The organism is Streptomyces sp. PsTaAH-137, assembly GCF_003259365.1.
In the GTDB taxonomy this organism is placed as follows: Bacteria; Actinomycetota; Actinomycetes; order Streptomycetales; family Streptomycetaceae; genus Streptomyces.
In genome coordinates, this window is record NZ_QLLY01000006.1 from 273,126 (window position 1) to 295,694 (window position 22,569).

The window sequence follows — 22,569 nt, forward strand, 5'->3', positions numbered from 1 at the left end:
ACACATGGCAGACAGCATCACCCGGCGGCGCCTGCGCTCCGGCACCGTCGTGCTCGGCGGCGTGGGACTGCTCGCCGCGGCTCTCACCGCCTGCGACTCCGACCCGGACAAGCGCTGCGTCGACCGCGACAGCTACACCACCGGGAAGGGCTACAAGGTCGTCGACGACAAGTACTGCAAGAGCACCAAGTCGTCGGCCGGCAACACCGGCTGGTACTACGGCGGGTCCAAGAGCGGCAGCCGGATCAAGAGCGGGTCGTTCACCAAGTCGTCAGGGGGTTCGGGAGGCGGCTCCGGGGTCTCGCGCGGCGGATTCGGCGGCAAGGGCGGATCGGGCGGCTGAGCCGGACATGCGCAGACACGCCATCACCCCGCGTCCCGGCTGGCAGGGGATCGTGGAGGAGCAGGGGCTCATCTACCCGCTGACCCGCTACCCGGACGACTCGCTGCGCCCGTACTGGGACGAGAGCGCCTACTACGAGTTCTCCCTGCCCGAGGTCGAGGCGCTGGAGGAGGTCGTCGAGGAGCTGCACGCCATGTGCCTGGCCGCGGCCGGGCACATCGTCGACCGGGACCGCTTCGCCGATCTCGGCATCACCGACCCGCGCGTCGTCGCCGCCGTGACCGAGTCCTGGCACCGACGGGCCGAACTCCCCTCGCTCTACGGGCGGTTCGACCTCCGCTACGACGGCACGGGCCCGGCGAAGCTCCTGGAGTACAACGCCGACACGCCCACCTCCCTCGTCGAGGCGGCGAGCCCCCAGTGGTTCTGGATGGAGGAGCGCTTCCCCGGCGCCGACCAGTGGAACTCCCTCCACGAACGCCTCGTCGACGCCTGGAAGAAGCAGGCCGCCCTGCTGCCGCCCGGCAGCCCCCTGCACTTCGCGCACTCCGCCGCCGACGAACTCGGCGAGGACCTGATGACGGTCGGCTACCTGAAGGAGACCGCGGAGCAGGCGGGCCTCGCCACCGACTGGATCTCGATGGAGGAGATCGGCTGGGACAGCCTGTCGGGGCGCTTCGTCGACAACCAACTCCGCTTCATCCGCAGCTGCTTCAAGCTGTACCCGTGGGAGTGGCTGACCACGGACGCGTTCGCCGAGCACGTCCTGGACACCCTCGACAACGGCGGCGGCACCGGCAGCACCCTGTGGATCGAGCCCGCCTGGAAGATGCTGCTCAGCAACAAGGCGCTGCTCGCCGTCCTGTGGGAGCTGTACCCGGACCACCCGAACCTGCTGCCCGCCTACGTCGACGGCCCGCGCGACCTCGCCACCACCACCGGCTACGTCGCCAAGCCGCTGCTGGGCCGCGAGGGCGAGGGCGTCACCCTCCACGGCCCAGGGTCTCCATCCGGCGAGATTCCCGAAGAGCCCTGCTGCTACCAGGAGTTGGCGCCCCTGCCCGACTTCGACGGCAACCGCACCGTGCTCGGCGCCTGGGTCGTCGACGGCGAGGCCGCCGGGCTCGGCATCCGGGAGTCGGCGGACCTCGTCACCGACGGATACGCCCGCTTCCTCCCGCACGTCATCCTCTGACCCCCTGGGGTACTACGCGCCCAGCACCGCCCGCAGCTGATCGAGCCCCCAGTCCAGATCCTCCTTGCCGATCACCAGCGGCGGCGCGATCCGGATGGTCGACCCGTGGGTGTCCTTCACCAGGACACCCCGGGCCATCAGCTTCTCCGAGATCTCCCGGCCCGTCCCGTACGCGGGATCGATGTCGACGCCCGCCCAGAGCCCGCGGCCCCGCACCTCCGTCACCTTCCCCGTCCCCGCCAGCACGCCCAGCTCGGCGTGCAGATGCTCGCCCAGCTCGGTGGCCCGCCGCTGGAACTCCCCGCCGCGCAGCATCGCGATCACTTCGAGACCCACCGCGCAGGCGAGCGGATTCCCGCCGAACGTCGACCCGTGCTCGCCCGGCCGGAACACGCCGAGGACGTCCCGGTCGGCGACCACCGCCGACACCGGCACGACCCCGCCGCCGAGCGCCTTGCCCAGCACGTACACGTCCGGCACCACGCCCTCGTGCTCGCACGCGAACGTCCGGCCGGTCCGGCCGAGCCCCGACTGGATCTCGTCCGCGATGAACAGCACCCCGCGCTCGCGCGTCAGCTCCCGTACGCCCGGCAGATAGCCGGCGGGCGGCACCAGGACCCCCGCCTCGCCCTGGATGGGTTCGAGGAGGACGGCCACCGTCTCGTCCGTGACCGCGGCCCGGAGCGCGTCCAGATCCCCGTACGGGACGATGTCGAAGCCCGGCGTGTACGGGCCGAAGTCGGCGCGCGCCTCCGGGTCCGTGGAGAAGCTGACGATCGTCGTCGTACGGCCGTGGAAGTTGTCGGACGCCACCACGATCCGGGCCCGCCCGTCCGGCACACCCTTGACCCGGTAGCCCCACTTGCGGGCGGTCTTCACGGCGGTCTCGACGGCCTCCGCGCCCGTGTTCATCGGCAGCACCATGTCCTTGCCGCACAGCTCGGCGAGCTGTGTGCAGAAGTCGGCGAACCGGTCGTGGTGGAAGGCGCGCGAGGTCAGCGTGACGCGCTCCAGCTGGGCCTTGGCCGCGTCGACGAGCCGCCGGTTGCCGTGCCCGAAGTTCAGCGCGGAGTAGCCGGCGAGCATGTCCAGATAGCGGCGCCCCTCGACATCCGTCAGCCAGGCGCCGTCGCCCGTGGCGACGACCACCGGCAGCGGGTGGTAGTTGTGCGCGCTGTGCGCGTCGGACGCGCCGATGTAGTCCTGCGTGGCGTGGTCGGGAGTCACAGAAGTCACGGGATCTCCGTTCGTACGGCACTCGGCGAGCGGTGCGGGACGGGCTTGTGGCCCGTTCCTATCGTGGCTCGCATGCCGGACGCGGAAACCTCGCCCGGGGCGCGCCCGGTAATGTGAGAACGGAGCCGTGACTGGCGCGCTGGGATGGGACCGACCATCGGGGAGCGGCTCGTGAACTGTGTGCCGTGCGCCTGGGCCGACCGCGAACCGATTGTGTCCGGAGGCAGCCCCATGACCCACCCCGACCTCACCCCCGAGTCCACCGCGTACCGCGCCGCTCTCGACGTCGTACGGAGCGTCGAGCCGCGCATCGCCGACGCCATCGGCCAGGAACTCACCGACCAGCGCGAGATGCTCAAGCTGATCGCGTCCGAGAACTACGCGTCCCCGGCCACGCTCCTGGCCATGGGCAACTGGTTCAGCGACAAGTACGCCGAGGGCACCGTCGGCCGCCGCTTCTACGCAGGCTGCCGCAACGTCGACACCGTCGAGTCGATCGCCGCCGAGCACGCCCGCGAGCTGTTCGGCGCCCGGCACGCCTACGTCCAGCCGCACTCCGGCATCGACGCCAACCTGGTCGCGTTCTGGGCCGTCCTCGCCGACCGCGTCGAGGTGCCGTTCCTGGCGAAGACCGGCGTCCGGCAGATGAACGACCTCAGCGACGCGGACTGGGCCGAGCTGCGCCAGGCCTTCGGCAACCAGCGGATGCTCGGCATGTCCCTCGACGCCGGCGGCCACCTCACCCACGGCTTCCGCCCGAACATCTCAGGAAAGATGTTCGACCAGCGTTCGTACGGCACCGACCCCGCCACCGGCCTCATCGACTACGAGGCGCTGCGCGCCCAGGCGCGGGAGTTCAAGCCGCTGATCCTCGTCGCCGGGTACTCCGCGTACCCGCGGCTGGTGAACTTCCGGATCATGCGCGAGATCGCCGACGAGGTCGGCGCGACGCTCATGGTCGACATGGCGCACTTCGCCGGTCTCGTCGCGGGCAAGGTGCTCACCGGCGACTTCGACCCGGTCCCGCACGCGCAGATCGTGACGACCACCACCCACAAGTCGCTGCGCGGCCCGCGCGGCGGCATGGTGCTGTGCGACGACTCGCTCAAGGACCAGGTCGACCGCGGCTGCCCGATGGTGCTCGGCGGCCCGCTGCCGCACGTCATGGCCGCCAAGGCCGTCGCCCTCGCCGAGGCGCGGCAGCCCGCCTTCCAGGACTACGCGCAGCGCATCGTCGACAACGCGAAGGCGCTCGCGGAGGGGCTGACCCGGCGCGGCGCCACCCTCGTCACGGGCGGCACCGACAACCACCTCAACCTGATCGACGTGGCCTCCTCCTACGGCCTCACGGGCCGCCAGGCCGAGTCCGCGCTGCTCGACTCGGGCGTCGTCACCAACCGCAACGCCATCCCCGCCGACCCGAACGGCGCCTGGTACACCTCCGGCATCCGCATCGGCACCCCGGCGCTCACCACGCGTGGCCTGGGCACCGCCGAGATGGACGAGATCGCCGCGCTCATCGACCGGGTCCTGACCTCCGCCGAGCCCGGCACCACCAAGTCCGGCGCCCCCTCCAAGGCGAGCCACGTCCTGGAGCAGAAGACCGCCGACGAGGTCGCGCAGCGCGCCGCCGACCTGCTGGCCGGCTTCCCGCTGTACGGGCAGATCGACCTGGGCTGAGCGGCCTCGGCCGAGTGGCCCGGGGCGAGCCCCGCTTCAGCCGACGAGCTGCTGCCGCGGTTCCCGGGGCACCCGCCCCGGGAACCGCGGCAGCCGCCCGCGGAACCACCACGCCGCCGCGGCCAGCCCCACGAGAAGTCCGCCGAGCGCCCACAGCACCCGGTCCCACAGCGGTACGCCGCCGTGCGCGTCGGCGCGCTCCGGCGGGAACACCCCGGCGCGGCGCAGTTCGGTGACGAGTGCGGGGGAGACGCGGTGCCAGCGCAGGTCGTCGTCGTTCACGTCGACCATGGGGTCGGTGCGGATCCACGGGGTGCCGTCGGCGGCGACGACCAGCTGGTCCTGGCGTTCGATGGCCGTGTCGGTGCCGGGCGCCCGCCGGGTCTCCGGCCAGCCGCCCACCCCGGTCATCCCCCACACGATCGTGGCCTCCACGGGCGGGAAGTCGCCGTCGTCCCACTCGCTGGGCACCGGCTCGGTCACCGCGTCGAACTCGGCGGTCAGCCGTTCGAGACGGGCGAAGTCCGGGTCCTCGTAGTGCAGGGACACCGAGGGGCCCGCCTCGGCGCCCGGGGCGATCACCACGGCCAGGTCGGGCACGTCCGCCGAGCCCGGACCCACCGGTCTGGCCTGGGCGGACCCGCCGGTCACCAGCACCAGCAGCACCGCCGCCGACACGGCCGAGCCGGCCGTCCGTACCCCGCGCATTCCGCACCCCCGACGCAGCGCCCGGCGTGATCCGGGTCACGGGAACACCGTAGTGGCACAGACCTGTCGTGCACCTGCCCCCATTCCATGAGAGACACCTGAGACAATGGGGGCATGGCCTCTGATCGTCCTCGCGTGCTTTCCGGAATCCAGCCCACCGCCGGCTCGTTCCACCTCGGCAACTACCTCGGCGCGGTCCGCCAGTGGGTCGCCCTCCAGGAGTCCCACGACGCCTTCTACATGGTCGTGGACCTGCATGCGATCACCATTCCGCAGGACCCCGAGGTGCTGCGCCAGAACACCCGGCTCGCCGCCGCGCAGCTGCTGGCCGCGGGGCTCGACCCGGACCGGTGCACGCTGTTCGTGCAGAGCCACGTCCCCGAGCACGCCCAGCTCGCCTGGGTCATGAACTGCCTCACCGGCTTCGGCGAGGCCAGCCGGATGACGCAGTTCAAGGACAAGTCCGCGAAGCAGGGCGCCGACCGCGCGAGCGTCGGCCTGTTCACGTACCCGATCCTCCAGGTCGCGGACATCCTCCTGTACCAGGCCAACGAGGTCCCGGTCGGCGAGGACCAGCGCCAGCACATCGAGCTGACCCGCGACCTCGCGGAGCGGTTCAACGGGCGGTTCGGCGAGACGTTCACGATCCCGAAGCCCTACATCCTCAAGGAGACGGCGAAGATCTTCGACCTCCAGGACCCGGCGATCAAGATGAGCAAGTCGGCGTCGACGCCGAAGGGCCTCATCAACCTGCTCGACGAGCCGAAGGTCACCGCCAAGAAGGTCAAGAGCGCGGTCACCGACACCGACACCGTCATCCGCTACGACGCCGAGAAGAAGCCCGGCGTCAGCAACCTGCTGACCATCTACTCCACCCTCACCGGAACCGGTATCCCGGAACTGGAGCAGAAGTACGAGGGCAAGATGTACGGTGCGCTCAAGACGGACCTGGCCGAGGTCATGGTCGATTTCGTGACTCCGTTCCGGACCCGCACCCAGGAGTATCTGGACGACCCGGAGACCCTCGACGCGATCCTGGCCAAGGGTGCGGAGAAGGCGCGGGCCGTCGCCGCCGAGACCCTGGCCCAGGCGTACGAGAAGGTCGGCTTCCTGCCCGCCAAGCACTGAGCCCGTACGCCTCGCGCAGCAGCAGTTTCACCACCGCCCGCCCGCCACTCGACGACAGGAGTACGACGTGGGGACCGTAACGATCGGTGTCTCGATCGCGGTCCCGGAGCCTCACGGCAGCCTGCTCCAGGAGCGGCGCGCGGGCTTCGGCGACGCCGCGGCGCACGGTATCCCCACGCACATCACCCTGCTTCCGCCGACCGAGGTGGACGGTGGGCAGCTGCCCGCGATCGAGGCGCATCTCGCCGAAGTCGCCGCCAGTGGGCGGCCGTTCGCGATGCGGCTGTCCGGCACCGGTACCTTCCGGCCGCTGTCGCCGGTGGTGTTCGTGCAGGTCGTGGAGGGGGCGGAGGCGTGCACCTGGCTCCAGAAGCAGGTGCGGGACGCCTCCGGGCCCGTCGCTCGTGAGCTGCAGTTTCCGTATCACCCGCATGTGACCGTCGCGCACGGGATCGACGAGGCGGCGATGGACCGGGCCTTCGCCGAGCTGGCCGATTACGAGGCCGCGTGGCCGTGCACCGGGTTCGCCCTCTACGAACAGGGAGCGGACGCCATCTGGCGCCGCCTCCGCGACTTCGCTTTCCCGGGCCCCACGGTGCCCCCGCAGTCCCCACGCCAGGGCGCCGCCAACACAGCCCAGCGCCCGCCCCGCTAGGGGGCACGGGGCATCGGGGCTGCTTTCAGCCCCGACAGGGGCGCGGGGCTGTGCACATCAGCGCCTCCGGCGCGGGGCGCGATCAGCCCCGATAGGGGCGCGGGGAACTGCGCGAGAAGCCCCACCGGGGCTGCACCCGCGAACGGCGCTGTACTGGCCGCCCCTTAGAGCGCTCACCCCGCACCGGGGTGCCGCCTTGCCCACCCTGCCGCCCCAGGCGGCAGATTGCCCAAGGCGGGCGGCGGGCCGAAGGGCCCCGTCAGGGGCGCGGGGAACTGCGCGAGAAACCCCACCGGGCGCGCACCCGCGAACGGCGCTGTACTGGCCGCCCCTATGGCGCTACACCGGCAACCGGCGGAACAAGGGACGCGGGACGTGGCGGAGGCCCGCCATCACCATGCGGAGGGCGCCCGGGACCCAGACCGTTTCCGAGCGGCGACGAAGGCCCAGCTCGATGGCGGAGGCCACCGCGTCCGGCGTCGTGGCGAGCGGCGCCTCGGCGAGCCCCGCCGTCATCTTCGAGCGCACGAACCCGGGCCGCACGACCATGACGTGCACCCCGGTCCCGTGCAGCGCATCACCCAGCCCCTGCGCGAACGCGTCGAGCCCCGCCTTGCTCGACCCGTAGATGAAGTTGGAGCGCCGCGCCCGCTCACCGGCGACCGAGGAGAGCACCACCATCGAGCCGTGGCCCTGGGCCTGGAGCGCCCGCGCGCACACGAGCCCGGCCGACACGGCGCCGGTGTAGTTGGTCTGCGCGACGCGCACGGCGGCGAGCGGATCGCCCTCGTCGCGGGCCTGGTCACCGAGGATCCCGAAGGCCAGCAGCACCATGTCGATGTCGCCCTCGGTGAACACCTTGCCGAGCACCTCCTCGTGCGACTCGGAGTCCAGCGCGTCGAAGGCGACGGTGCGGACATCGGCACCGGTCCCGCGGAGCCGGACCGCGGCCTCGTCGAGCGCCGGGGACGGCCGCCCCGCCAGCCACACCGTGCGGGTGCGCCGGGTGATCAGGCGGCGGGCCGTGGCGAGCCCGATCTCGGACGTGCCGCCGAGGACGAGCAGGGACTGGGGGAGGCCGAAGGCGTCCTTCATGAGAAACGAACTCCAGTGCAGGTCAGAGGGAGAGGCGGCGGGACAGGTCCGAGCGGAACACCCCGGCCGGATCGAGCCGGGCCCGCAGGGCACGGAAGTCGGCGAGGCGCGGGTACATGGCGTCGAGGAGTTCGGGCCGCAGCCGCGAGTCCTTGGCGAGGTAGACGCGGCCGTCGGCGGCGGCGACCTCGTCGTCGAGCTCGTCGAGGAAGGCGCCGAGGCCCGGCAGGTTCGCGGGGATGTCGAGGGCGAGGGTCCAGCCCGGCATCGGGAAGGACAGCCAGCCCGGGTCGCCGTCGCCGAACCGCTTGAGGACGGCGAGGAAGGACGGGCAGCGGCGCGCGGAGATGCGCTGCACGATCCGGCGCAGGGCCTCCTCCTTCCCGTACCCGACGACGAACTGGTACTGCACGAACCCGCCGCGCCCGTAGACCCGGTTCCAGTGCGGCACTCCGTCGAGCGGGTGGAAGAAGGTGGCCAGCTTCTGGAGTTCGCCGGTGCGCAGCCGGGGCGCCTTGCGGTACCAGAGCTCGTTGAAGAGGCCGACCGAGGTGCGGCCCAGCAGCCCCTCGGGGACGAGGGCGGGCGGCGCGGGCAGCCGTCCGGGGCGGAAGTCCAGCGGGGCGCGGCGGGCGCGGGCGGGCAGCGCGTCGAGCGGGGCGTGGTCGCCGCGGGTGAGGACGGCGCGGCCGAGGGCGGAGCCGCGCGCGAGCAGGTCGATCCAGGCGACGGAGTAGCGGTAGCGGTGGTCGGTGGCGGTCAGCCGGGCCATCAGGTCGTCGAGGTCCGTGGCGCGCTCGGTGTCGACCGTCATCAGCGAGGTCTCGACGCGCTGGAGCCGGACGGTCGCCGTGAGGATGATCCCGGTCAGGCCCATGCCGCCGGCGGTGGCGTCGAACAGCTCGGTGCCGCGCTCCACCATCCGCACCTCGCCGTCGGCGGTGAGCAGTTCGAGGGCCTCGACGTGCCGGGAGAAGGAGCCGTGGACGTGGTGGTTCTTGCCGTGGATGTCGGCGCCGATCGCGCCGCCGACCGTCACATACCGGGTCCCGGGGGTGACCGGCACGAACCAGCCGAGCGGCAGCAGGACCTCCATGAGCCGGTGCAGCGAGACGCCCGCGTCGCACAGGACGGTGCCGCCCGCGGCGTCGATGGCGTGGATGCGGTCGAGGCCGGTCATGTCGAGTACGGCGCCGCCCGCGTTCTGCGCCGCGTCGCCGTAGGCCCGGCCGAGCCCCCGGGCGATGCCGCCGCGCCTGCCGCTGACGGCGCACTCCCGGACGGCGGCCACCGTCTCCTCGTAGCTGCGGGGGCGCACCAGATGTGCGGAGGTCGGGGCGGTCCGGCCCCAGCCGGTGACCGGCACGGTGTCGTAGCCGGGGCTCGTGGGGACCGAGGGTGAAGGGGCTGCAGCCATGACGGCGACCGTATCGTCCGGAGAAGGCCGCTTTGCCCCAAATCTCATATTCCCTCACCGAAATGGGTGATTGAGGGGGTGTCATCCGAAATGGTGCGGGCTGCGGGACGGTCGGCCTCCACAGTGAGCCACATGGACGACATCGACCGCCGATTGCTGTCAGCGTTGCGCGACTGCGGCTCGGACCGGCGCGTGGCGGCGGCCGCGCGAGCGCTGTCCTGGGCCGGGGAGCACGGAGCGCTCTGGCTCGCCGCCGGGCTCGTGGGCGCCGCCGCCGACCGGGAGCGCCGCCAGGGCTGGCTGCGCGCCACGGCCCTGACCGCGGGCGCGCACCTGGCCAGCATGGGCGTGAAGCGCGTGGTGCGCCGCCCGCGCCCCGAGGCGGGCGCCGGGATCGAACCCCTCGTGCGCACGGCGGGCCGGCACTCCTTCCCCAGCTCCCACGCGACCGCGGCGGCCGCCGCCGCGGTCGCCTACGGCGCGGTGCGGCCCGTCGGCGCGCACCTCGCGCCGCCGATCGCCGCCGCCATGTGCGTCTCGCGGCTCGTCGTCGGCGTGCACTACCCGTCCGACGTGGCGGCGGGCGCGGCACTCGGGGCGCTGACCGCTCGGCTCGGGGCGCGCTGGGCGGCCGCCGGGGGTGCGCCCCGATGACGGAAGGCGCCAAGGGCGCGGCGGTCCTGGAACGGCCGCACGAGGTACGGCAGCGGGTCACCCCGCTCGGACTCCCCGCCGGGCTGCTGCGCACCGCACGGCCCCGGCAGTGGGTGAAGAACGTCCTCGTCGTCGCGGCCCCCGCCGCCGCGGGCGAACTCTTCTCCCGGCACGCGCTCACTCAAGTGGCTCTGGTCTTCTGCCTGTTCACCCTCGCCTCGGCGGCGGTGTACCTGATCAACGACGCGCGCGACGCCGAGGCCGACCGCGCCCACCCGGTCAAGCGGAACCGCCCGGTCGCCGCCGGCCAGGTGCCCGTACCCGTCGCCTACGCCACGGGCGCGGTCCTCGCCGCCCTCGCGCCCACCGTCGCGGCGGCGCTGTGCAACCCGCTGACCGCCGCGCTGCTCACCGCGTACGTCGTCATGCAGCTCGCCTACTGCGTCAGCCTCAAGCACGTACTCGTCGTCGACCTGACCGTGGTGACCACCGGGTTCCTGATGCGGGCGATGATCGGCGGGCTCGCGCTCGGCATCCCGCTGTCGCGCTGGTTCCTGATCACCACCGGCTTCGGCGCGCTGTTCATGGTCTCCGCGAAGCGGTACTCCGAGGCCGTGCAGATGGCGGGCAAGGAAGGCGCCACGCGGGCCCTGCTGAACCAGTACACGACCGGCTACCTGCGCTTCGTCTGGCAGCTCGCGGCCGGGGTCGCCGTGCTCGCCTACTGCCTGTGGGCGATGGAGGAGGGCGGCGTCGCACGCACCAGCCTGCTGCCCTGGCGGCAGCTGTCGATGGTGGCGTTCATCCTCGCCGTGCTGCGCTACGCCGTCTTCGCCGACCGGGGCACGGCCGGCGAACCGGAGGACGTCGTGCTGCGCGACCGGGCCCTCGCCGTCATCGGCCTGGTGTGGCTCGCCATGTACGGGCTCGCGGTCGTCGACTGGTGAGCCGGCTGCGCGCGCTCGGACCGGAGCTGGCCGCCTTCGCGGGGGTCGGGCTCTGCGCGTACGCCGCCGACCTCGGCCTCTTCGTGTGGCTGCGCGGCCCGGCCGGGTTCGACCCGCTGACCGCCAAGGCGCTCTCCTTCGTGGCGGGCTGCTCGGTGGCGTACGCGGGCAACGCCCTCGGCACCTACCGGGGCGCGGCGCCGCAGGTCACGCGGCTGCGGCAGTACGGGGTCTTCTTCGCGGTGAACGTGGCGGGCGCGCTGGTGCAGTTGCTGTGCCTCGCCGTGTCGCACTACGGATTCGGGCTGACCTCGCAGCGGGCGGACACCGTATCCGGGGCCGGGATCGGCATGGCGCTGGCCACGGTCCTGCGTTTCTGGGGTACTCGGACTCTGGTCTTCGGCGCGGACGCCCACCGCGCGGGACCGGTGGAATCGGCCGATCAGGGCAGGGTTGGATCATGGACTGGCTGAAGAAGCTCCCCGTCATCGGGCCCCTGGTGAGCAGGCTGATGCTGACGCACGCCTGGCGCGCCTACGAGCGGCTCGACGCGGTGCACTGGTCGCGGCTCGCGGCGGCGATGACGTTCATCAGTTTCCTCGCGCTGTTCCCGCTGCTCACCGTGGCCGCGGCGATCGCCGCCGGCACGCTGTCCACCGCGCAGCAGCAGGAACTCCAGGACAAGATCGGCGATCAGGTGCCGGGCATCTCCGACCAGCTGGACATCCAGGCGCTGGTCGACAACGCGGGCACCGTCGGGATCGTCGCCGGTGCGCTGCTGCTGTTCACCGGTATCGGCTGGGTCGGCTCGATGCGGGAGTGCCTGCGCGCGGTGTGGGAGCTGCCCGACCCCGAGGAGAACCCGGTCATGCGCAAGCTGAAGGACGCCGGGATCCTGGTCGGCCTCGGCGGCGCCGGGCTCGCCTCGATGGTGGCGTCCACGGTCGCCTCCACCGCGGTGGACGCCACCGCGGACGGGCTCGGCCTCGACAAGAACGGCTGGGGCGGCTTCCTGCTCCAGGCCGCCGCGTTCGCCATCGCCGTGCTCGCCGACTTCCTGCTGCTGCTCTACGTCCTGACGCTGCTGCCCGGGGTGGCGCCCGAGCGCCGCGATCTGGTGACCGCGGCGCTGATCGGCGCCGCCGGGTTCGAACTGCTGAAGCTGCTGCTCGGCGGCTACATCAAGGGCGTCGCCGCGAAGAGCATGTACGGCGCGTTCGGCACGCCGGTCGCCCTGCTGCTGTGGATCAACTTCACGGCGAAACTGCTGCTGTTCTGCGCCGCGTGGTCGGCGACCGGCGTCAGCTCCGCTTCTGAGCAGGCCACTTCTTCCGCACCACGAACACCGCGGCGGCCAGCACCACCAGCGACCCGCCCGTGATCGCCAGCGCGATCCCGACTCCGCTGGAACCGCTCGTCGAGGTGACCGCCGCGTGCGCGTTCGGCTTCGCGGGACCCGCGTCGCCCTTCGGCGCGGCCGAGCCCGACGGCGCGGCGGCCGTCTTCGCCAGCACCAGATGGCCGACCGGGGAGACCTTGCCGTCGGCCTCGAATCCCCAGTCGAGCAGGCGCGCGGCCTCCTTGTAGACCGCGAAGGACTCCCTGGAGCTGGGGTTCATCACGGTGACGAGCAGCTTCTTGTCGCCGCGCTGGGCGACACCGGTGAAGGTCGCGCCCGCGTTGGTCGTGTTGCCGTTCTTGACGCCCGCGATGCCCTTGTACGGCGAGATGCCGTAGTCCCCGGTGAGCAGCCGGTTGGTGTTCTGGATCTCGAAGCGCTCGGTCGTCTTCCCCTTCTTCTGCTTCATGGGGAACTTGGCCCGCGCCGTCGCCGCGTACTCGCGGAAGTCCTCGTCGTGCAGCCCGGAGCGGGCGAACAGCGTCAGGTCGTACGCGGACGAGGTCTGGCCCGGCATGTCGTAGCCGTCGGGGCTGACCACGTGCGTGTCGTGCGCCTGCAACTCGTCGGCCTTGGCCTGCATGTCCTGCACGGTCTGCGGGACGCCGCCGTTCATGGCCGACAGCACGTGCACCGCGTCGTTGCCGGACTTCAGGAAGACGCCCAGCCACAGATCGTGGACGGTGTACGTGAAGCCCTCCTTGACGCCGACGAGGCTGGAGCCCGCGCCCATGCCCGCCAGGTCGGAGGGGACGACCTTGTGCGTCGTCGTCTTCGGGAACCGGGGCAGGACCGTGTCCGCGAACAGCATCTTCAGGGTGCTCGCGGGCGGCAGCTTCCAGTGCGCGTTGTGCGAGGCCAGCACCTCGCCGGACTCGGCGTCGCTGACGATCCACGACTTCGCCGTCAGGTCCTTGGGCAGCACCGGGGCGCCGGCGCCGAGCTCCACCTGGGTGCCCGCCTTGGCGAGACGGGCACCGCCGACGTCCGACATGGACGCCGGGGGCTTGTCGTCCTTCTTGTCCGCGGCCGCCGCGGCGGGAGCGATCCCGGCCAGCGTCAGGCCACAGGCCGAGAGGACGAGCGCGGACTTCTTCAGGTACGAGGTGACGTACGACTCATGGGCAGACACGGACGAGAACGTACAGGTACCTGGCCCGTAAGTCTCCGCCGAGGTGTCCTGTGTCCGCGCCGCCCCACCCCGGCGGCGGTGCGCGGCGCGCGCTGGCGATACTGAACGCATGAAGCTCAGTCGCCCCGTCTCCTGGTTCCTGCTCGCCTTCGGGGTGTGGTCATGGATCATCTGGATCACTTTCGCCAAGAATCTGTGGAAGGACGGCAGCGGCCTCGCCTTCGACGACGCCGGGGACCCGACCGCGTACTTCTGGGTGCACCTGACCCTCGCGATCGTCTCCTTTGTCTTGGGGACGGTGGTCGGAGTGATCGGGTTCCGTGGCGTGCGTGCCCTGCGCGGCACTCCGTAGCGGCGGCCGGGCATGGTCGTCGTCCTCGTCCTCGTCGCCGTCGTCGTGCTCGCGGCGTTCGCCGGGCTGCACTACTACGCGTACCGGCGCCTCGTACGGGCCTCGACGGCCGGACCGGGGTGGCCCAGACGCCTGGGCGCCGCCGTGTTCGTGGCGGGTCCGGTCCTGATGTTCGCGGCGCTGGCCGCCGAGCGGGCCGGAGCGCCGTTCCCGCTGCAACGGGCGCTCGCCTGGCCGGGATTCCTGTGGATGGCGTTCGCCCTCTACCTGCTGCTCGCGCTGCTGGTGGGGGAGGCGGTACGGCCACTGCTGCGGCGGGTGCTCGACCGGCGCGCGGGTGGTTCCGAGCCCGCGCCCGAGGCGCCTGAGCCGGAACCGGAGGCCGCGTCCGAACCTGCCCCCGTCGCCGCTCCCACCCGGCGGCTCGTCCTCGCCCGGACCGTGGGCGCCGCCTCCGCAGTGGCCGCCGCGGGGATCGTCGGCAACGGCGCGTACGGGGTGCTGCGCGGGCCGAAGGTGAAGCGGGTGACCGTCCCGCTGGCCAAACTGCCGCGCGCCGCCCACGGGTTCAGGATCGCCGTGGTCAGCGACGTGCACCTCGGCCCGGTGCTCGGCCGGGGCTTCGCCGAGCGGGTCGTCGACATCGTCAACGGCACCCAGCCCGATCTGATCGCGGTCGTCGGCGACCTGGTCGACGGCAGCGTCGAGGACCTCGCGCCCGCCGTGGCCCCGCTCGCCCGCCTCCGCTCCCGCCACGGCACGTACTTCGTCACCGGCAACCACGAGTACTTCTCCGGCGCCGACCCGTGGGTGGCGCACGTCCGCGAGATCGGGATGCGGCCGCTGGCCAACGCCCGGGTGGAGATGGGCGCCTTCGACCTCGCGGGCGTCAACGACATCAGCGGCGAGAACTACGGCGAGGGCCCCGACTACGCCAAGGCGCTCGGCGACCGCGACACCTCCCGCGCCGCCGTGCTCCTCGCCCACCAGCCCGTGATGATCCACGAGGCCGTGAAGCACGGCGTCGACCTCCAGCTCTCCGGCCACACCCACGGCGGACAGCTCTGGCCCGGCAACTTCGTCGCCGACGCGGCCAATCCGACCCTCGCGGGCCTGGACACCTACGGCGACACGCAGCTCTACGTCAGCCGGGGCGCCGGGGCCTGGGGGCCGCCGGTGCGGGTGGGGGCGCCGTCCGACATCACGGTCGTCGAGCTGGCGTCCCGTCAGGCCTGACCGAATACCGACGCGCTGTCGGTGACCGCACTGGCACTCAGCGTGTCCATGCCCCAGCATCTTGTGTCGCGGCTGTGCGGTTGCGGCGACGGACGAGGGGGAGGTGGCTACGTGTGTTGCGGCGCAGTGCGTTCAGACTGCCCCGGCACCCGGCCTCGGTGGGGCTCGCGCGGTTGCGGGTGCGCGATCATCTCGCGGTCTGGGGGCACACAGCGCCGGCTGAAGCGCTGGACACCGCGGTTCTGCTCGTGTCCGAGCTGGCGACCAACGCCGTGCGGCACGGTCCTGTGCGGGAGCGTGAGTTCGAGGTCGCGGTGACGGTGCTCGCGGACGGCTCGTGCTTCATCGAGGTGTCGGACGCGGGGGTCCACGACGGCATCGGCCGGGGTCTTCGCCTGCTCGACGCCCTGGCCGAGACCTGGGGCGTCTGGCACCGGGGCCCCCACGGCAGAACAACCTGGGCCCTGATCCGCTCCTGACCACCCCCGACATCCCGCCACGCGCGCCACCGCCGTGGCTGCTCGCGCAGTTCCCCGCGCCCCTGGGCAGTCCTTCACGCGCGCCACCGCCGTGGCTGCTCGCGCAGTTCCCCGCGCCCCTGGGTTGTTCGTCACGCGCGCCACCGTCGTGGCTGGTCGCGCAGTTCCCCGCGCCCCTGAGATGCGCACTTCGTGCGGCATCTCATCGACAGAGGCGCGGCGGAGCCGCAGCCTCTGTAGGGGAGGCTGCGCGCAGCGCATGCCTCAGGGGCGCGGGGAACTGCGCGGGAAGCGGCCACCGGCGCGCGCACGACGAACGACTCAGGGGCGCGGGGAACTGCGCGATCAGCCACGACGAGAGCCGCGGACGAAGTGCTACCCAGGGGCGCGGGGAACTGCGCGACCGGCCGGGGCGCGGCGCGTGCCCGGTGATGGGGCGGAACCGATCCCTACGCGCGCCGGCGCCCGGTAGGGCGTCGGCGGCGCAGAGCCAGCAGACTCCCGCCCGCCAGTGCAGCCACCGCGGCAGACCCCCCGAGCGCCCACTCCTCCCGATGCTCGGCGGAACCGGACCCACCGCCGGAGGCCAGCGCCCCGGCAGCCGGCGACGCCGAAGACCTGGGCTGCTCGCTCAACGGCACGACCAGCTCCCCGACCGCACTCACCCGAGCCCAGGCCGAGAACCCCCAGTCGAGCAGCGCGGCCGTCTCCTCGTACACCTCGGCCCCGGCCCCGGGATGCATCACGGTCACCAGCAGCGTCCGCCCGTCACGGGTGGCGGCACCCGTGAAGGTGTTCCCCGCGTTGGTGGTGTAGCCGTTCTTGACGCCGATCAGCCCCCGGTACGGGGTCACCCCCTGCCCGGTCAGCAGCCGGTCGGTGTTCTGGATCTGGAACGTCTTGGAGCCACCCGCGGGGAAATCGGCGACGCGCGTGGAGCAGTACCCGCGGAAGTCGTCGTTCTTCAGCCCCGCGCGAGCGAAGAGCGTGAGGTCGTACGCGGAGGAGAGCTGCCCCTTGTGGTCGAACCCGTCGGGGCTGACGACATGGGTGTCACCGGCCTGGAGATCGGCGGCGCGGGCCTGCATCTGCGCGACGGTCTCGTCGACGCCGCCGTTCATGTGGGCGAGGACGTGCACGGCGTCGTTCCCGGAGCGCAGGAAGACGCCCTGCCACAACTGGTGGACGGTGTACGTGGTCCCGGCCTGGATGCCGACGAGGCTGGACCCGTACGGGATTCCGGCCAGGTCCGCGGCGGTCACCTTGTGCTTGTCGGTGCTGTGGAACTTGGGCAGGACGGTGTCGGCGAAGAGCATCTTCAGGGTGGAGGCGGGGGCCAGCGCCTTGTGCGCGTTGTAGGAGGCCAGCACCTCACCGCTGTCGTTGTCGGCGACGAGCCACGCGCGGGCCTTGAGCCCGGGCACCTTCGGCGCACCGGCACCGCGCCGCACCTGCACCCCGGACGCGCCGAGCCGCGCACCGCCCACGACCTGAGCGGCGGACGCCCGCTGCGCGGGCAGGGCGAGCGCGGCGGCCGCCCCGGCGCCGAGGCCGAGCGCGGCGCGACGGCTGAACCGGGAGGACGACGGTTGCTGCGGGGACGAGGCTGTGCCGGGCATCCCGCGAAGGTACAGCTCAAAGCTGAGGTAAAGGTAAGAGGGGTCGGTCTACGGGATGTACGGGGATCACGGGTACTCCGGCGTCCTCGGCCGCGTCATCCCCGGCAGGAAGTCCGTGAACAGCTCGTGCACCTCCAGCACGAGCGGCCGCAGCACCCGGAACCGGGCCAGCGCCACCCCCCGCGTCGTCAGCCGCGCACCCCGCCCGGCCAGGCGCCGGCTGCGCTCCCGGCCCTCGGAGGAGTCGAAGACCCAGTACAGCACGAGGCCCATCTGCGACAGCCACATCAACTCCGGCAGGATCTCGCGGAGTTCGGCCGGCACCTTCGCCCTGGAACCGGCGAGCACTTCCTGGTGCACGGAGATCGCCGCCTGCCGCGCGTGCTCCGACTCGGGCGAGAACGGGCTGAGCGGCGACTCCGGATCGGCCGCGTTCTTGAAGAACTGCGCCGCGAACTCGTGGTACGGCTCCGCGATCTCCAGCCAGACGCCGAGCACCCCCGCGAGCCGCTTCTCCAGATCGGTCTCCGTGTCGAGCACGGACCGGACCGCCGCCTGGTGCTCGGCGGCGATCCGGTCGTAGAACCCCTGGATGAGGTGTTCCTTGCCCGCGAAGTAGTAGTACGCGTTGCCGACCGAGACCCCGGCCTCCTGGGCGATCGCCCGCATCGTGGTCTTGTCGTAGCCCCGCTCCCGGAACAGCCGCATCGCGGTCTCCAGGATCAGCGCCCGCGTCTGCTCGCTCTTCACGGTCTTCTCTGCTGCCACGCCGCTGAGCCTAATCGGCCGTGCGGCAGCCGCTGTCGCACCCGGCGGCCGGTGCGGCCCGCTGCTCCCCGTACCCGTAGGCGTCGTGGAACCAGCCGCCGTCCGGGTCGTACCGCCAGCCGTCCGCACGCCGGTGGGCCCCGCCCCCGGCCTGCGCGCCCCACTGGGCCTCCCGGTACCTGGCGGCCCTGAGCACCATCTGCTTGGCGACCTTCATCCCGGTGGGCGTCGCCATCCGGTGCGCGGTGGGCCGGTACTCGCGCAGCGCCCACATGCACACGACCCAGGCGGCCTGGCCCCGGTAGACCTGCCCGCCGTCGGCGATCACGGTGATCTCGCCGAGCGTCGCCGCGTGATCCAGGTCCGGGAAGAGCCGCCGGGCCCGCCCGTGCCCGGCCGGGACCAGATCGAGCGGCACCAACTGCCGCTGTTTCACCAGCCAGTTCCGCACGAAGGTGCAGAGCCGGCACTCGGCGTCGTACAGCACCGTGAGCCGGCGGACCGGGACGTCCCCCCGGGCGTCCCGGTCCGTCTCCCCCGATTCCCCCGTGACTCCCACCGCACTCACATCCCGGCCGCCGGAGCGGCCCACCCCTGCGGCGGGACCGGCGGCCGCTGCTCACGCTCCATGAGCCCGCGGCGCCGGATCTTGTTGAGGACGTAGACGTTCCCCAGGTGCATCGCGCCGAGCACGAGCAGGACGACGCCGAGCTTCGTCGACAGGGACTCGAAGACCTGGCGCGTGGTGGTGATGTTCTCGTCGCCGCTCAGGTAGAGGGCCACGAAGCCGAGGTTCACCAGGTAGAAGCCGACCACCAGAAGGTGGTTGACGGCGTCCGCCAGCTTCTCGTCGCCGTGCAGCACGTCGGAGAGAAAGATCCGGCCGTTACGGCTCAGGGTGCGTGCCACCCAGACGGTCAGTCCGATGCTGACGACGAGATAGACGACGTACGCGACGACTGTGAGGTCCATGCCCCACCCTCCTTGAACGCGTTCAAAAACGCTGACAGGGATGAATGTAGCCCTGTTTTTGAACACGTTCAAGCGAGTGTCGCCCTACGGGGCCGGACGTGACGCGGGTCTCAAGTGCGGGCCAGTTCCGGGCGCTTGAGGTAGTCGGTGAAGCCGATGACGTTGCCCCACGGGTCGGCGAACTCGACGACGTATCCGGTGGAGGTGGAGAAGGGCGGGTCGAGGAGGTCGATCCCGGCCGCGGTCAACTGCTTCCCCGCGGCCCGCGCGTCGCGCACCTCCAGCCACAGCCGCGCCGCGGGCCACGCGGGGGAGCGGTGCCCGAACTCCTCCTCGGCGCGCAGCAGCAGCCCCGGGGTCTCCTTGCCGGCGCCGAGCAGGGCGATCCCCGCCTCGTCGAAGCGCACCTTCACGGAGAAACCGGCGCGCTCGTAGAAGGCGACGGCCTCGCCGAGGTCGCCGACGGGGAGCAGGGCGTTGTCGAAGCCGAGGACGCCCAGGGCATCGAGTCGATTGTCAGGTGACATTCCGTCAGATTAGCGGTCGAGTCGGTCAAAAGACGTGCAGCGGGGGCGGGCCGATTGTCAGTGGTGGCCCGTACGGTCCTGGTCATGGGGAGAGTGACGTTCGTCGACGAGACGACAGCAGGGGACAGGGACACGGCCTTCGGCCTGGAGATCGCCGAGGAGCGGCTCACCGTGCGGGAGCTGATCCGGCGGCGGGTCTTCCAGGAGGTGTCGGAGTTCAACGCACGCGGGTCCGACCAGGTGTTCCAGGGCCTGGTCCAGCCGGAGCACACGGAGCGCGTGCTGAACGGGTACGCGCTGCGCACCCCGCGCCGCATCGACCCGGAGGCCCAGGCGGCCCGCGCCCTGACGGCGTTCGGGGGGAACGGCTTCCTGGTGCTGGTCGGCGACCGCCAGTTCACCGACCCGGACGAGGAGATCGAGCTGGGGCTCGGCGCCGAGGTCACGTTCCTGAAGCTCGTCGCGCTGGTGGGTGGCTGAGCGTGAAGATGCAGATCCGGCTGGGGAGGGTGCGGGACCACGCGGCCGCGCTGGACGCCGCCGCGCTCGCGCGGGAAGCGCTGGACGCGGCGACGACCAGAGAGGGGCACAGCGCGGACGTGTGGAACCGGATCGTCGCGTTCGTGGAGTCGCTCGACACCGCCCTGCGGGCCCGCACGGCACAGGAACTGCGCCGGCTGCACCCGAAGCACCGCGCCGACGAGCACGCCCGGCCGCAGGTGCTGCGCCTGCTGACCGCCGTCGGCGCGGACCTGCCCGGCGACCCGCTCGCGGCCGAGCGGACCGCCGAGCTGGAGCGCTTCGGCCTGGAGCCCCCGGTGTCGTACGGGAACGGCGTGGCGGCGGTCGCCGGGGCCGAGCTCGCCGCCGGCCGCCCGCTGTCCGCGCCCGTGGTGGCGTACGTACGCCGATGCGCCCTGGAGACCTACAGCGACCGGGAGACGACCGCCTTGGCCAGGAAGCTGACGGACCCGGTGCTGAGCGTGGGGGAGCAGTGGGCCGAGCGCGCCCTGGCCCACGCCACCGACGACGACGCCTGGCAGGCGCTGCTCGCCCACGCGGCGACGGCGACCTCGGCGAAGCCCACCGCCAAGTGGGACGCGGCCGCGCTCGCCCTCGTCGAGCCGCTCGGCGCCGAGGCCGTGCGGACGGCGGTGCTCGACTGGCTGCCGCTCGCCGGCCGCCCCCGCACCTTCGAGCTCAACGCCTACCGGTACGGGCCGGACACGAACCTGACCTGGGACCCGTTCAACGCCAACGCGCTGCGCGGCCTCACCTGGATCCTCGCCCTCCTGCCCGCCCACCCGGACACCGCCCGCGCGCTCGGCGCGCTCGTCGAGACCGCGCTCAAGAAGGTGCCGGGCCTCGGCCCGGTCAACCCGAAGGTGGCGAACGCGGGGGTCAACGCGCTGGCGAGGATCGACAGCGAGCCCGCCCTCGCCGAGCTGGCCCGGCTGGCCACCCGTCTCACCTACAAGGCCACCGTCAAGCTCCTGGAGGCCGCCCTCGACGCCCGCGCGACCGCCATGGGCCTGACCCGCGAGGAGATCGAGGAGCTGGCCGTACCGGCCTACGGGCTCACCGAGGTCGGCCGCAGCGAGACACGACTCGGCGATGTCACCGCCCGGCTGGAGGTGCGCGGCACCAAGGCCGTCCTCGGCTGGGTGAGCGCCACCGGCAAGAGCGTGAAGTCCGTCCCCGCCGCCGTCCGCCGCGACCACGCCGACGAGCTGAAGGAGCTCAAGGCGGCCGTCAAGGACATCGACAAGATGCTCAGCGCCCAAGTGGAGCGCCTGGACCGGCAGTTCCTCGCCCGCCGCGTCTGGTCCCACGCCGCCTGGCGCGAGCGGTACCTCGACCACCCGCTGGTCGGCGCCCTCGCCCGCCGACTGCTGTGGACCGTGGACGGCACTCCGGCCGGCTTCGCCGACGGGGAGCTGCGCACCCTCACCGACGACCCCGTCACCACCGGTACGGAGGTCACCCTCTGGCACCCCGTCGGCCGCGACCCCGCCGAGGTCGTCGCCTGGCGGGACTGGCTGGAGCGGCACAAGGTCACCCAGCCCTTCAAGCAGGCCCACCGCGAGGTGTACCTGCTCACCGACGCCGAGCGCGCCACGGGCACGTACTCGAACCGGTTCGCGGCGCACATCGTCCGCCAGCACCAGTTCCACTCCCTCGCCGCGGTCCGCGGCTGGCGGAACAAGCTGCGGCTGTGCGTGGACGACGAGGCGCCGCCCGCGACCCGCGAGCTGCCGCAGTGGGGGCTGCGCGCCGAGTACTGGATCGAGGGCGAGGGCCAGGAGTACGGCGTCGACACCACCGAGTCGGGCAGCTATCTCCGGCTGCGCACCGACCAGGTCCGCTTCTACCCGATCGACGCCCCGGAGAACTCGGCGCACTGCTGCGGCGGCGAATACCGCATGTGGCTGCGCGACGGCGCGGAGCCGGTCGAGCCGCTGCCGCTCACCGCGATACCGGAGCTGGTCCTCTCCGAAGTGCTGCGCGACGTCGACCTGTTCGTGGGCGTGGCCAGCGTGGGCAACGATCCGACGTGGCAGGACGGCGGCCCCGGCGGCCGCTTCCGGGAGTACTGGACCTCGTACGGCTTCGGTGAGCTGAACCAGAGCGCCGAGACCCGCCGCGCCCTCCTGGAGCGCCTCGTGCCGCGGCTCGCGATCGCCGACCGCTGCCACCTCGAAGGCCGCTTCCTGCACGTCAAGGGCGAGCTGCACACGTACAAGATCCACCTGGGCTCGGGCAACATCCTGATGACGCCCAACGACCAGTACCTGTGCATCGTGCCGAAGTCCGGCGGCGCGGGCGCCGACACCGGCTATCTGCCCTTCGAGGGCGACCGGGTGCTGGCCGTCGTCCTCAGCAAGGCGCTGCTGCTCGCCGAGGACACGAAGATCACCGACCCGACGATCCTGAGCCAGATACGCCGCTGACGCGGTCCTGAACGGGCGTGGGCCCCGCTCCCACGGGGGGAGCGGGGCCCACGGCCACGTCACGACGACCGGAAGG

General features: G+C 72.2%; 24 protein-coding genes and 1 riboswitch. Of the genes, 14 read left to right on the plus strand and 10 right to left on the minus strand.

Going from position 1 to position 22,569, the window contains the following annotated elements; all coding sequences use genetic code 11:
* Positions 1 to 4: 4 nt before the first annotated feature.
* Positions 5 to 343 (plus strand): hypothetical protein, encoded by a 339-nt coding sequence (locus K377_RS15790; protein ID WP_111663961.1) that lies wholly within the window; start codon positions 5 to 7, stop codon positions 341 to 343.
* 7 nt (positions 344 to 350) lie between these two features.
* Positions 351 to 1,538 (plus strand): glutathionylspermidine synthase family protein, encoded by a 1,188-nt coding sequence (locus K377_RS15795; RefSeq protein ID WP_111663962.1) that lies wholly within the window; start codon positions 351 to 353, stop codon positions 1,536 to 1,538.
* A 12-nt stretch (positions 1,539 to 1,550) separates the two neighbouring features.
* Here the strand turns inward: K377_RS15795 and rocD are convergent, their stop codons facing one another.
* Positions 1,551 to 2,765, minus strand: a complete 1,215-nt coding sequence (rocD, locus tag K377_RS15800) for an ornithine--oxo-acid transaminase (protein WP_111663963.1) — start codon at positions 2,763 to 2,765, stop codon at positions 1,551 to 1,553.
* Positions 2,766 to 2,891: 126 nt separating this feature from the next.
* Positions 2,892 to 2,978, plus strand: a riboswitch (ZMP/ZTP riboswitch).
* Between the two features lie 27 nt (positions 2,979 to 3,005).
* Here rocD and K377_RS15805 point away from each other — a divergent pair.
* Entirely contained in the window at positions 3,006 to 4,454 is a 1,449-nt protein-coding gene (locus tag K377_RS15805) for a glycine hydroxymethyltransferase (RefSeq protein WP_111664188.1), read from the plus strand.
* Positions 4,455 to 4,490: 36 nt separating this feature from the next.
* Here K377_RS15805 and K377_RS15810 read toward each other — a convergent pair whose 3' ends face one another.
* The gene (locus K377_RS15810; protein ID WP_111663964.1) at positions 4,491 to 5,162 is read right to left on the minus strand and encodes a hypothetical protein; all 672 of its coding nucleotides are present in this window, start codon (positions 5,160 to 5,162) and stop codon (positions 4,491 to 4,493) included.
* A gap of 114 nt (positions 5,163 to 5,276) precedes the next feature.
* On the opposite strand from K377_RS15810, the gene trpS reads away from it, so the two are divergent.
* Together trpS and K377_RS15820 are read left to right on the plus strand one after the other, a co-directional pair.
* Positions 5,277 to 6,290, plus strand: a complete 1,014-nt coding sequence (gene trpS / locus K377_RS15815) for a tryptophan--tRNA ligase (RefSeq protein WP_111663965.1) — start codon at positions 5,277 to 5,279, stop codon at positions 6,288 to 6,290.
* A gap of 67 nt (positions 6,291 to 6,357) precedes the next feature.
* The gene (locus K377_RS15820) at positions 6,358 to 6,945 is read left to right on the plus strand and encodes a 2'-5' RNA ligase family protein (protein WP_111663966.1); all 588 of its coding nucleotides are present in this window, start codon (positions 6,358 to 6,360) and stop codon (positions 6,943 to 6,945) included.
* A 339-nt stretch (positions 6,946 to 7,284) separates the two neighbouring features.
* Here the strand turns inward: K377_RS15820 and K377_RS15825 are convergent, their stop codons facing one another.
* Both K377_RS15825 and K377_RS15830 read right to left on the minus strand, forming a co-directional pair.
* Positions 7,285 to 8,040 (minus strand): decaprenylphospho-beta-D-erythro-pentofuranosid-2-ulose 2-reductase, encoded by a 756-nt coding sequence (locus tag K377_RS15825; RefSeq protein ID WP_111663967.1) that lies wholly within the window; start codon positions 8,038 to 8,040, stop codon positions 7,285 to 7,287.
* 22 nt (positions 8,041 to 8,062) lie between these two features.
* On the minus strand, positions 8,063 to 9,457 hold the full coding sequence (locus K377_RS15830) for an FAD-binding oxidoreductase (protein WP_111663968.1): 1,395 nt from the start codon (positions 9,455 to 9,457) through the stop codon (positions 8,063 to 8,065).
* A 132-nt stretch (positions 9,458 to 9,589) separates the two neighbouring features.
* Here K377_RS15830 and K377_RS15835 point away from each other — a divergent pair, with 132 nt between their 5' ends.
* Genes K377_RS15835 through K377_RS15850 form a run of 4 tightly spaced genes read left to right on the plus strand, consistent with a single transcriptional unit; the run spans position 9,590 to position 12,439 of the window.
* On the plus strand, positions 9,590 to 10,111 hold the full coding sequence (locus K377_RS15835) for a phosphatase PAP2 family protein (protein WP_161194985.1): 522 nt from the start codon (positions 9,590 to 9,592) through the stop codon (positions 10,109 to 10,111).
* Positions 10,108 to 11,058: a decaprenyl-phosphate phosphoribosyltransferase gene (locus K377_RS15840; RefSeq protein ID WP_111663970.1), complete on the plus strand. Its 951-nt coding sequence runs from the start codon at positions 10,108 to 10,110 to the stop codon at positions 11,056 to 11,058. The genes K377_RS15835 and K377_RS15840 overlap by 4 nt, the downstream gene beginning before the upstream one ends.
* Positions 11,055 to 11,531, plus strand: a complete 477-nt coding sequence (locus tag K377_RS15845; RefSeq protein WP_111663971.1) for a GtrA family protein — start codon at positions 11,055 to 11,057, stop codon at positions 11,529 to 11,531. Before K377_RS15840 ends, K377_RS15845 begins: the two co-directional genes overlap by 4 nt.
* Positions 11,519 to 12,439: a YihY/virulence factor BrkB family protein gene (locus K377_RS15850; RefSeq protein WP_111663972.1), complete on the plus strand. Its 921-nt coding sequence runs from the start codon at positions 11,519 to 11,521 to the stop codon at positions 12,437 to 12,439. Before K377_RS15845 ends, K377_RS15850 begins: the two co-directional genes overlap by 13 nt.
* Here the strand turns inward: K377_RS15850 and K377_RS15855 are convergent.
* Entirely contained in the window at positions 12,360 to 13,589 is a 1,230-nt protein-coding gene (locus K377_RS15855; RefSeq protein ID WP_343238086.1) for a D-alanyl-D-alanine carboxypeptidase family protein, read from the minus strand. The two genes, K377_RS15850 and K377_RS15855, sit on opposite strands and share 80 nt — an antisense overlap.
* Positions 13,590 to 13,698: 109 nt before the next feature.
* Between K377_RS15855 and K377_RS42265 the strand changes: the two genes are divergently transcribed.
* The 3 genes from K377_RS42265 (at position 13,699) to K377_RS15865 (ending at position 15,656) form a co-directional block, all read left to right on the plus strand.
* On the plus strand, positions 13,699 to 13,941 hold the full coding sequence (locus tag K377_RS42265) for an SCO4848 family membrane protein (RefSeq protein ID WP_237551337.1): 243 nt from the start codon (positions 13,699 to 13,701) through the stop codon (positions 13,939 to 13,941).
* Between the two features lie 12 nt (positions 13,942 to 13,953).
* Positions 13,954 to 15,177: a metallophosphoesterase gene (locus K377_RS15860; RefSeq protein WP_111663974.1), complete on the plus strand. Its 1,224-nt coding sequence runs from the start codon at positions 13,954 to 13,956 to the stop codon at positions 15,175 to 15,177.
* A 113-nt stretch (positions 15,178 to 15,290) separates the two neighbouring features.
* Positions 15,291 to 15,656: an ATP-binding protein gene (locus tag K377_RS15865; RefSeq protein WP_111663975.1), complete on the plus strand. Its 366-nt coding sequence runs from the start codon at positions 15,291 to 15,293 to the stop codon at positions 15,654 to 15,656.
* Between the two features lie 449 nt (positions 15,657 to 16,105).
* On the opposite strand, the gene K377_RS15870 is transcribed toward K377_RS15865, so the two are convergent.
* From K377_RS15870 to K377_RS15890, 5 genes are all read right to left on the minus strand, one after another.
* Entirely contained in the window at positions 16,106 to 17,275 is a 1,170-nt protein-coding gene (locus K377_RS15870; RefSeq protein ID WP_111663976.1) for a D-alanyl-D-alanine carboxypeptidase family protein, read from the minus strand.
* A 66-nt stretch (positions 17,276 to 17,341) separates the two neighbouring features.
* Entirely contained in the window at positions 17,342 to 18,058 is a 717-nt protein-coding gene (locus K377_RS15875) for a TetR family transcriptional regulator (protein WP_111664189.1), read from the minus strand.
* Positions 18,054 to 18,602, minus strand: a complete 549-nt coding sequence (locus K377_RS15880) for a thiol-disulfide oxidoreductase DCC family protein (protein ID WP_111664190.1) — start codon at positions 18,600 to 18,602, stop codon at positions 18,054 to 18,056. Before K377_RS15880 ends, K377_RS15875 begins: the two co-directional genes overlap by 5 nt.
* A gap of 5 nt (positions 18,603 to 18,607) precedes the next feature.
* Positions 18,608 to 19,015, minus strand: a complete 408-nt coding sequence (locus tag K377_RS15885) for a hypothetical protein (protein WP_111663977.1) — start codon at positions 19,013 to 19,015, stop codon at positions 18,608 to 18,610.
* Between the two features lie 110 nt (positions 19,016 to 19,125).
* Positions 19,126 to 19,542, minus strand: a complete 417-nt coding sequence (locus tag K377_RS15890) for a VOC family protein (RefSeq protein WP_111663978.1) — start codon at positions 19,540 to 19,542, stop codon at positions 19,126 to 19,128.
* Positions 19,543 to 19,626: 84 nt separating this feature from the next.
* On the opposite strand from K377_RS15890, the gene K377_RS15895 reads away from it, so the two are divergent.
* Positions 19,627 to 20,022 carry a hypothetical protein gene (locus K377_RS15895; RefSeq protein WP_111664191.1) on the plus strand — a complete coding sequence of 132 codons (396 nt, stop codon included), beginning with the start codon at positions 19,627 to 19,629 and terminating at the stop codon, positions 20,020 to 20,022.
* A gap of 8 nt (positions 20,023 to 20,030) precedes the next feature.
* Positions 20,031 to 22,493: a DUF4132 domain-containing protein gene (locus tag K377_RS15900; protein WP_111664192.1), complete on the plus strand. Its 2,463-nt coding sequence runs from the start codon at positions 20,031 to 20,033 to the stop codon at positions 22,491 to 22,493.
* Positions 22,494 to 22,569 lie beyond the last annotated feature (76 nt).